Source organism: Pseudomonas lopnurensis (genome assembly GCF_015070855.1).
In the GTDB taxonomy this organism is placed as follows: domain Bacteria; phylum Pseudomonadota; class Gammaproteobacteria; order Pseudomonadales; family Pseudomonadaceae; genus Stutzerimonas; species Stutzerimonas lopnurensis.
This window is the reverse complement of the sequence record NZ_JADDIX010000022.1, coordinates 66,472-75,418: the sequence shown is the minus strand read 5'-3', so window position 1 is coordinate 75,418 and position 8,947 is coordinate 66,472. Positions and strand designations below refer to the sequence as shown.

At 64.6% G+C, this 8,947-nt stretch carries 9 protein-coding genes; 4 read left to right on the top strand and 5 right to left on the bottom strand.

Translation table 11 applies throughout. The annotated features are described in order from the left end of the window. Positions 1-169: 169 nt before the first annotated feature. On the bottom strand, positions 170-2,401 hold the full coding sequence (katG, locus tag IN820_RS04845) for a catalase/peroxidase HPI (protein WP_193679893.1): 2,232 nt from the start codon (positions 2,399-2,401) through the stop codon (positions 170-172). Positions 2,402-2,836: 435 nt separating this feature from the next. Here katG and IN820_RS04840 point away from each other — a divergent pair, with 435 nt between their 5' ends. Together IN820_RS04840 and IN820_RS04835 are read left to right on the top strand one after the other, a co-directional pair. After that, positions 2,837-3,079, top strand: a complete 243-nt coding sequence (locus tag IN820_RS04840) for a type II toxin-antitoxin system Phd/YefM family antitoxin (protein WP_193679892.1) — start codon at positions 2,837-2,839, stop codon at positions 3,077-3,079. Continuing rightward, positions 3,076-3,339: a Txe/YoeB family addiction module toxin gene (locus tag IN820_RS04835; protein WP_193679891.1), complete on the top strand. Its 264-nt coding sequence runs from the start codon at positions 3,076-3,078 to the stop codon at positions 3,337-3,339. Before IN820_RS04840 ends, IN820_RS04835 begins: the two co-directional genes overlap by 4 nt. 112 nt (positions 3,340-3,451) lie before the next feature. Here IN820_RS04835 and IN820_RS04830 read toward each other — a convergent pair whose 3' ends face one another. From IN820_RS04830 to IN820_RS04820, 3 genes are all read right to left on the bottom strand, one after another. Next, a complete protein-coding gene (locus IN820_RS04830) occupies positions 3,452-3,700 on the bottom strand; it encodes an FmdB family zinc ribbon protein (RefSeq protein WP_193679890.1) in 249 nt (82 codons plus the stop codon). Between the two features lie 474 nt (positions 3,701-4,174). Continuing rightward, complete coding sequence (locus IN820_RS04825; protein ID WP_193679889.1) at positions 4,175-6,118, bottom strand: metallophosphoesterase family protein; 1,944 nt, start codon at positions 6,116-6,118, stop codon at positions 4,175-4,177. A 73-nt stretch (positions 6,119-6,191) separates the two neighbouring features. Beyond that, entirely contained in the window at positions 6,192-6,617 is a 426-nt protein-coding gene (locus IN820_RS04820; RefSeq protein WP_193679888.1) for a transcriptional regulator, read from the bottom strand. Between the two features lie 252 nt (positions 6,618-6,869). On the opposite strand from IN820_RS04820, the gene IN820_RS04815 reads away from it, so the two are divergent. Then, positions 6,870-7,334, top strand: a complete 465-nt coding sequence (locus IN820_RS04815) for a BRO-N domain-containing protein (RefSeq protein ID WP_193679887.1) — start codon at positions 6,870-6,872, stop codon at positions 7,332-7,334. Positions 7,335-7,418: 84 nt separating this feature from the next. Here the strand turns inward: IN820_RS04815 and IN820_RS04810 are convergent, their stop codons facing one another. Further along, positions 7,419-8,255 carry a CAP domain-containing protein gene (locus IN820_RS04810; RefSeq protein WP_193679886.1) on the bottom strand — a complete coding sequence of 279 codons (837 nt, stop codon included), beginning with the start codon at positions 8,253-8,255 and terminating at the stop codon, positions 7,419-7,421. Between the two features lie 198 nt (positions 8,256-8,453). Between IN820_RS04810 and IN820_RS04805 the strand changes: the two genes are divergently transcribed. Continuing rightward, positions 8,454-8,855, top strand: coding sequence for a hypothetical protein (locus IN820_RS04805; protein WP_193679885.1), 402 nt, complete (start codon positions 8,454-8,456; stop codon positions 8,853-8,855). Positions 8,856-8,947: the final 92 nt, after the last annotated feature.

The following is an 8,947-nucleotide window of genomic DNA, read 5'->3' as shown; positions in this document are numbered from 1 at the left end:
CCATCGAGCCGTCAGGGCTGGTGTCTATTCCGGCGATTGGTGCGGCGGCGACGGAGCTGGTCAAGACGCATAGGTGGACGCGGAGAAACGCGTGGAAAAGGCTTCGCCGTTTTCCACCCTACGCCTGCCTTGAATACGCGGCGACGCCCAGAGGACGCCGCCGCGAACCTCACGCCGAGAGTTTCTGGCTGAAAATATCGGCTGGCTTGCCGATATCGAGCCGGTCCGCGTTCATCACCTTGTTCCACGCCGCTACGAAGTCGTGCACGAACTTCTCATTGCCGTCGCTCATGCCGTACACCTCGGCCTGGGCGCGTAGCTCCGATTGCGAGCCGAAGATCAGGTCCACGCGGGTGGCGGTCCAGGTCGGCTGGCGGGTCTTGCGGTCGAGGCCCTGGAAGCGGTTCTTGTGCTCGGTCGTAACCCACTCGTTCTTCATATCCAGGAGGTTGACGAAGAAGTCGTTCGACAGCGTACCCACCCGCTGGGTGAAGATACCTTCCTGACCGCCATCGGCGTTGGTGCCCAGCACCCGCATGCCGCCGACCAGTACGGTCATTTCCGGCGCGCTGAGGCGAAGCAGGTGCGCCTTGTCGACGAGCGCTTCCTCGGGCGCCATGAAGTGGGACGCGTGGTAGTAGTTGCGAAAGCCATCCGCGACCGGGCGCAGCGCTTCGAAGGACTGCGCGTCGGTCCATTCCTCGAGTGCATCCATGCGGCCCGGCGTGAAGGGGACGGTGACGTTCACCCCGCCATCCTGCGCGGCCTTCTCGATCGCGGCGCAGCCGGCGAGCACGATCAGGTCCGCCATGGAGACCTTCTTGCCGCCACTGGCCGAGGCGTTGAACCCGCTCTGGATCTCGCCGAGCTTCTGCAGCACCTGCGCCAGCAGCGGCGGGTTGTTGATCTCCCAATCCTTCTGTGGGGCGAAGCGAATGCGTGCGCCATTGGCACCGCCGCGCTTGTCCGAACCGCGGTAGGTCGCCGCCGACGCCCAGGCCACCGAGACCAGGTCGGACACGGAAAAGCCCAGGCCGAGGATCTTCTGCTTGAGCGATGCGATGTCGGCGTCGTCTATCACCGGATGGTCGCGCTCGGGAATCGGGTCCTGCCAGATCAGCTGCTCCTTCGGCACCAGCGGGCCAAGGTAGCGGCCGATGGGTCCCATATCGCGGTGGGTCAGCTTGAACCAGGCGCGAGCGAAGGCATCGGCGAACTCGTCCGGGTTCTCCAGGAAGTGCCGGGAGATCTTCTCGTAGATCGGATCGAAGCGCAGCGACAGGTCCGTGGTCAGCATGGTCGGCTTGCGCTTCTTGTTGGGGTCGAAGGGGTCGGGAATGATTTCCGGGGCGTCCTTGGCTTCCCACTGGTGCGCGCCGGCCGGGCTCTTGGTCAGTTCCCACTCGAAGTTGAAGAGATTTTCGAAGAAATAGTTGGACCATCTGGTCGGGGTCTGGCTCCAGATGACTTCGAGGCCAGAGGTGATGGCGTCGGCCCCTACCCCGCTCTGAAACTTGCTGCGCCAACCCAGGCCCTGGTCCTCGATGACCGCCCCTTCCGGCTCCGGCCCCATCAAAGAGGGATCGCCCGCACCGTGGGTCTTGCCGAACGTATGACCGCCGGCGACCAGCGCCACGGTTTCGTAATCGTTCATCGCCATGCGCGCGAAGGTCTCACGGATGTCGATGGCTGCGGCTTTGGGGTCCGGCTTGCCGTTCGGGCCTTCCGGGTTCACGTAGATCAAACCCATCTGCACGGCGCCCAACCCCGGGTGCAATTGCCGTTCGCCACTATAGCGTTCATCGCCCAGCCAGGTGCCCTCGGGGCCCCAGAACAGCTCTTCCGGCTCCCAGGTGTCCGCGCGACCACCGCCGAAGCCGAACGTCTTGAAGCCCATGGATTCCAGCGCCACGTTTCCGGTGAGCACGAACAGGTCGGCCCAGGACAGCTTGCGCCCGTATTTCTGCTTGATCGGCCACAACAGGCGCCGCGCCTTGTCCAACGCGGCGTTGTCCGGCCAACTGTTGAGCGGCGCGAAGCGCTGCTGGCCACCGCCGGCGCCGCCCCGGCCGTCGGTGATCCGGTAGGTCCCCGCGCTATGCCAGGCCATCCGGATGAACAGCCCGCCGTAATGACCGAAGTCGGCGGGCCACCAGTCCTGCGAGTCCGTCATCACCGCATGCAGATCGGCGATCACTGCATCGAGATCGAGCGAATTGAACGCGGCGGCATAGTTGAAATCGCCACCGTATGGATTGGAACGTGGCGAGTGCTGGTTGAGTGAAGTGAGGCTCAGCGCTTCAGGCCACCAGTCCCGGTTACTCGGGCGACGGCGGGATGCGCCCGCGCCATGGCCTAAGGGGCAGCCACCCCCAGCGTTTTCTCCAGACTCGGCGTTCATGTCCTGTTCCTCTTGTGGTTGTCGTTCGCGCGGTCAGGCACCGCTTCAGAAAACGTAGCACCAAGATCAGAGCCAGGAGGAAATCGGAAATGAGCCTTGGATGCTTCGGGAACCGCCAGTTGCACCGCAAACGCAGGAGTTATGCGGCGTAGACGGCTTTCCGCCGTCCGCGAAAGGACCAAGGAAATGAGCATGTAATTTCCCTATTGGCTCGATAGACGATCCTCGACGCTTGCCGTGCGGCAAGCATAAGGAAGATGGCTAGAGTCCCAATCGCCTGGCCGCTCGCAACCCAGTGCTGTGTCCTTCGGAGAAGCGCGAGAAACATCGGCGTCACGTTAGCGAGTAGCCTGGAAGTGAGTGCCAGACGCTCGCATTGACGTACGTACTTAAAGGCGTACAGTGGCCAAAAGTTAAACAGGTTGAGGTGGCGTCATGGCCGGAATCACAGCAACAGAGGCACGCAGCAACCTTTATCGGTTGATCGACGAAACCGCCGAATCCCACCAACCAATCATCATCATGGGTAAGCGGAACAAAGCCGTCCTGATTTCCGAGGAAGATTGGTCTGCAATCCAGGAAACGCTTTACCTGCTATCCGTGCCAGGTATGCGCGAGTCCATTCGTGAGGGGATGGCTACCCCTGTGGATGAATGCGATGAGGAGCTGGACTGGTGACATGGAAGCTGGCTTACACCAAGCAAGCCCAGAAAGATGCGAAGAAGCTGGCCTCCAGCGGCCTCAAGCCAAAAGCCCAGGAATTATTGGCACTGATTGCAGAAGACCCATATCGGAAGCCACCGCCGTTCAAGAATCTCATTGGCGATCTTGCGGGGGCTTATTCACGTCGCATCAATATTCAGCATCGCTTGGCGTACCAGGTGCTCGAGGACGAACGAGTGGTGAAGGTTCTCCGCCTCTGGAGTCACTACGAATAATGCATGACCAGATGACGTAGGGTGGATAACGCTCCGCTTATCCACCAGCGCGCCTTCCAACCTCGCAGCGCTATGGATCACGCACCGTTCCCGGATACCACCGACTGACCAATCAGCGGCAATTGCCCGCACACCCACTCCGCGCGCACGCCGGTGCCTCGGGGTTCTTCAATACCCGGCTGTTCACCACCCCGGCCGCGGTCATCAATTTGGTCACTGGCGCATCGTCCGGAATCGACGCGTCTTCGGCCAGCGTGCAGGCCGCTCGCAGTTCGCCCCAGGTCTTCGGGCGCAGGGCCATGGCATGGCGAACCTCGTAAACCTGGCCGTTGGCTTCGCAACGATAGTCGTAGGTCGGCATGGGTGTTCCTCTCACGGTTGATGCGTAGGTCGATAAGCAACAGCCACCACGTGGATACCAGGCCTGCCCGCATGGTGGCAATACGGCAGGCGCTACGACGTGCGATCAGGCGGGCTTCATCATCACCAGGACGAAGCCCACCAGGATGCCGGCCAAGGCGATCATCCAGCCGATCCGATGGGCGCGGTTCTTTTCGGCTTGTCGGACGGGGTCCACGGGCTTCTTCTTTCTCACGATTGATTGCCTCTGAAAATGCACGGCTGCCGGTTGGCACTGACGCCATCCGGCGCAGCGCGCCTTTTTAGGCCGGGCGGATCGAATTGTCCAGCGCACGCTGCATTGCGCACACGGCAGATGAAGCGCAGCCACACCGCGTCCTGCCCGCACCCCGCCAGAAGGCCGATGCGCTCGTAGGCGGATGGCTACGTTCATGCCGCCGGGCTCGGCGCGCCGTCGATTACAGGCACGATCGGCTCAGGCCGGCCTCTCGGCGAGAAACGCCACCGGACCCGACCCATCCGCGTTCAGCTGGTAGATTTCCTGCGGCCGCCCATGCTCGTCGAGCACCAGCAGGCCGATCCCCGCCCCATTCCACAGCCGTTCGCCTGCCCGGCTGCGATCCGGCACGCGCGGCACGACTTCCAGGCGGCGACGCTTGGTCAGCCAGTTCAGCGGCGACCAGGGCGCGTAGAGCCAGCGGTTGAGGCGGTCGAACCAGTCCAGCAGGCGTCGCGGGAATTCGTTCTTCACCCCGCTGCTGGTGATCTGCCAGACCCGCGGCCCGCGCTCCCGCGCGCGGATGTGTACCTCGTAGACGAACGAATAGTGCACGTCGCCGGAGAGGATCACGTAGTCGCCGGGCGTTCGCGAATGGCGGAAGATGTTCATCATCACGTGCGCCGCGCCACGGTGGGCCATCCAGTTCTCCGCATCCACCAGCAGCGGCTGCCCTGCCCAGCTGAACACGCGCTGGACGGTCTCGATCAGCTTCACGCCGAACATCGGCGGCGGCGAGACGATCAGTACCGACGGTTTGTCGAGGATGTGCTGCTGGAATTCGCTCAGCGCCTCCCAGTCCATCAGGCCGGAGGGGCGGCTGAGGTTGCGCTCGCTGCGCCAGCGCCGGGTGCGCGTGTCCAGTACCACCAGCGGCGGCTCGGTCGCCAGCTCGTAGCCCCAGCCGTCGAGTTTGAACAGGTCGTCGATCAGCCGGTCCTGCGCGGCGCAGTCGAGCCAGGCAGCGCCCGCCGTATCCAGCAACTGTCGTGTCTGCACCAGCAGTTCGCCGAAGCGTTCCGGCTGGTTGCCCCAGGCCTGGCACAGCAGGTAGGCGATCAGGGCATTGCCGATGATCCGTCGCGACAGCGGATGGCCGTAGGCGGTCTCCTCCCAGCGGGCCGAGAGGTTCCAGTCGTCGGTGATGTCGTGATCATCGAAGATCATCAGCGACGGTACGTGCGCCAGTGCCCGCGCGACCTGCGGCAGGCCCTGGCGGAAGGCTTGCAGGCAGGCGTCTTCGCAGCGGTAACGCTCGGCGTGCCGCGGTTCCAGCATGGGTATCGCCGGCGCGATCAGCGTCCAGGGCAGCGGCGACCACACCAGCAGGTACATGGCCATGACTTCGCCCAGGGTGATCAGGTGGTTCTGGCCGTTGGCGGTGGTGAAGACCGGCTTTTCCACGCCGCCGAAGAAGCGCTCGCGCAGCGCCTCGTTGGACTTGAATGCCGGCAACAGCTGTTCGCGCCGGTAGTAGGTGGCCGGATGCGCGAACAATGCGTCGCTGTCATCGACCACCGCGCCTTCGAGCCGCTCGCCGTACAGCCCGAGCCGACGTACCAGCGCGTGAATCGCCACCAGCATCGGCCCGGCGACATCATCGGCGTAGACCTGGTCGCCGGTCATCAACAGCAGCGCCGGCCGCCCCAGCGGATCGCTGTGCTCCCTGGCCAGCAGCTGGTCGACGCACAACAGGCCGTCCGCCGCGGCGTGGTGCGGCTTGCGGCAAGAGCCGTGCAGCACGCGATCGAGCCTGGACTTGATGACGAAACTCGGACGCCGCGCGCCCTCGTAGAGCAGATGCGGCGCCCAGTCGGCGATGCCCTGCTCGGCCGCGCCGGCATGGACGCGCAGGTCGTATTCGATCAGGCAGTCGCTGGGCAGCGCCTCGTCCAGCACGACGTCGATCAGGTGCAGCACCGCGTCGCGGCCGATCGCCAGCCGCTGGCAGGCCGGCCCGTCCAGCCGGATGCTGCGCTGCAGCTGGTGAGCCTCGCTTGCGAGCACCAGCGAGAGTGTCAGCGGGCGGGAGCCGACCAGCCAGAACACCAGGCGACCGGGCTCGGTACGGCGCAGCAGCGGACCGGCCAGGACCGGTGGCAGAAAATCGGCAGGCGCAGGGGAATCGATCAAGGACGGCATTCGCAATGGGAAACGGAGGTCATTCGACGCACGGTCGGCGACTTCGTGCCGTCAATGGTCCAGGCACACACATTCAAGGCGTTTTCTTGCCGTCCTTGACCGGGGATGCGCCGCCGCCCGCCCTGGCGAAGGCCTTGATCACGTCGCGCACCACCTTGCGCTGCTCGGCCGGCAACGCCAGGAAGGCGTCGATGGCTTCGCGCTCGCGATAGAAGCGTGGATCTTCCCACTGCGCCCGCTGCTCGCGGATCGCCGATACCGCACGATCACCGAAGCGCAGGGCCTGGGGTTCGACCTTCAACCATTGGGCGATGACCTGGAGTTTGTCCTGCGACGGAATGGACTTTCCGCCCAGCCAGCGCGAAACCGCCTGGAAGGTGACCGATCGGCCCCAATAGCGGGAATTGAACTCCCTTTCCAGGACGGCAGGGCGATCAGGGTAGCCAGCGGCGAGCATGGCGCTGCGCAGGCGTTCGGCGAATTCCATTTTTTCGTTCATGGAGGCGGACGTTAAGTTCCAGCTCCATGCCCGGCTGAACATACGGTTGTACTTAGAATTGAATTCATGCTTTCATTCGCTCGCAAGAACGCCGGGGAAGGAACGCCGGCAGGTGGTTGATCATGCGCGGTTCATTTCGCCTACCCATGCGTTCCGCAAGCAATGCGTATCCGTTACGAGGCGCAGCGCCGGCCCCGGCGAAAACACAGGCCGTGACCCACCAACGCAGGCTGGGCAGCGAGAGGAAAAGGAATGCCTACCCTTCATCATGTGACGTTCGAAAGCCACGACCTTTCCATATTGCATCGGCCGGATGGCGTCCTGCTGCTGGACGGCCCTCCGTTGGCGCAGTTGCTCGGTTATCCCGACGATCTCGGCGCGCTGCATGCCCATTGCCGCATTGAGGGTTTCGTCTTCGGCAACCAGCCGCGCCCGACGATCTGGATCGACATACGCAACGCCCATCGCCTGGTATTCCACAGCGAGCTACCCCTGGCCGAACGCCTGGCGCACTGGCTCAGCCATTGGTTGCTGCCGCACTTCAGCAAGCGCTCGCATCCCCAGGTTCGACGTGCCAGCGTCGGCGAGCAGCAACTGCGGGTGCTGAACTGGCAAGGCGAGAACTGGATAGCCCTCAATGGCGCCATGCAATTGCTCGGCAGCGCGGACCAGAGCCTGCAGAAGGCCCTTAGCGAATTGCGCGGCACCTTCCGCTGATTCGACGGCAAGCAACTCCAGTGAACCTGCCGCCCCTGGCTGACGACGCCCCCACGCAGAACGCGTTGCCGCTCAGCCACGGGCTCAGGGCGCGCCGAACAACGCCGTCCAGTAGATCCCCGCATCGCTCTGCGGATCGACCGCATAAGCGGCGCCCAGCTCGCTGAATCGCGGGTTCATCAGGTTGGCGCAATGGCCGGGGCTGGCCAGCCAGCCGTCGACCACCTTGCGCGGGGTCGGCAACGCCGCGGCGATGTTCTCGCCGACCTGCCCGCCGGCGTAACCGGCCAATTCGGCGCGGTCGCCGGGGGTGCGGCCATCATCGCCGAGATGGCTGAAGAAGTTTCCGTTGGCCATGGCCCGGCTATGGTTCTCGGCCGCCGCGCCCAGCGTGCCATTCCAGGCCAGCGGCGGCGCGGCGGCGAAGGCTTGCGCACCGCACTGGCGCGCCTGGCCGCGTGCCGCGTTGATCTGCTCCAGCACCTTGCGCCCTTCTGCCTGCCAGTCACCGAGACGGCCATCGAGCAACGGCCGCGCCAGCACGATGCGCCAGTCGCGGCCCTCGCGGCTCACGCCGATATCGACGAACTGTGGATCGAGCAGGACCCGGCAGAAGCTCTCGCGCAGCGCCTGCATCGCAGCCGGCGCATCCCGCGGGCCGGACAGGCTGATGGCCTGGACCGTCATCATCGAATAACCCGCCCGTGCCAACGCCTGCTGCAGGTCGCCCATGCCCTGGACCGGCAGGACCAACCGCGAATCGGCCGCCAGTGGCGTGAGTTCTTCGCTGGCGCGGTCGGCGCAACGCTGCACTTCGCTGCGATAGGCGTTGATCGACTCGACCAGGCGAGCCTCCTCGGCAGCCGCCGCGCCACCGAACAATACTGCGGCAAGAAGCAAAACGGATGAAAGAACACGCATGAAAGCTCTCCAGCGAGAAAACATGGCGGGGCGATGCGGGTCATGGCGTCGCCGCCCAGATGCAAGCACAAGGCCATGGTGATCGACGGCGCCACGCTTGTCATCATCGAGCCGGCAAGGCAACGGCCCTACCGGCCGTCAGCCGGGAAATTCGAGCGATCTGTGCGTGTCCGGCAAGCGCGGCTATGATCGAGCCCCATGAACAGCCCGTCGCCGCTCCGCCAGCCCTGCCCGCCCGGCACCTGCAACTGCAGGCGCGACGACCTGCTGCAGACGCCCGGTGCCGACGGGCGCATCCTGCAGCTGACCCGCCACGAGGAGCGCCGGCTGCTCGAGCGCCTGGAAAGCGTGCAGAGCCTGTACGAGCTGGAACGCCTGCAGCAGCGGATGTTCGAGCAACTGGGCATTCGCATGACGATCGCCCCGAGCTACAACGAGGTGCGCAGCATGCGCGGCATCGCCGTCGAGTTCGCCGAACAGCCAGGCCTGTGCCGCAAGACGCGCCAGGCCATTCCCGCGGCGATCCGCCGTGGGCTGGAACGACACCCGGAGATCGCCTGGCGCCTGCTCGATTCGCACGACCTGCTGCGCGACGCGTGAGGTTGCTCCGGCCTGTCCTTTCGTTTGGCTCTGTCTCAATTGCGTGTTGCTCGAATTGTCGAGGTGTTCTGAGCGTCCGTAGGAGCGGGCCG

What these genes read in the sequence shown, in the direction of transcription:
- katG (WP_193679893.1), bottom strand. Translation starts at nt 2,401, where the DNA reads ATGAACGCCGAGTCTGGAGAAAACGCTGGGGGTGGCTGCCCCTTAGGC.
- IN820_RS04840 (WP_193679892.1), top strand. Translation starts at nt 2,837, where the DNA reads ATGGCCGGAATCACAGCAACAGAGGCACGCAGCAACCTTTATCGGTTG.
- IN820_RS04830 (WP_193679890.1), bottom strand. Translation starts at nt 3,700, where the DNA reads ATGCCGACCTACGACTATCGTTGCGAAGCCAACGGCCAGGTTTACGAG.
- IN820_RS04825 (WP_193679889.1), bottom strand. Translation starts at nt 6,118, where the DNA reads ATGCCGTCCTTGATCGATTCCCCTGCGCCTGCCGATTTTCTGCCACCG.
- IN820_RS04820 (WP_193679888.1), bottom strand. Translation starts at nt 6,617, where the DNA reads ATGAACGAAAAAATGGAATTCGCCGAACGCCTGCGCAGCGCCATGCTC.
- IN820_RS04815 (WP_193679887.1), top strand. Translation starts at nt 6,870, where the DNA reads ATGCCTACCCTTCATCATGTGACGTTCGAAAGCCACGACCTTTCCATA.
- IN820_RS04810 (WP_193679886.1), bottom strand. Translation starts at nt 8,255, where the DNA reads ATGCGTGTTCTTTCATCCGTTTTGCTTCTTGCCGCAGTATTGTTCGGT.
- IN820_RS04805 (WP_193679885.1), top strand. Translation starts at nt 8,454, where the DNA reads ATGAACAGCCCGTCGCCGCTCCGCCAGCCCTGCCCGCCCGGCACCTGC.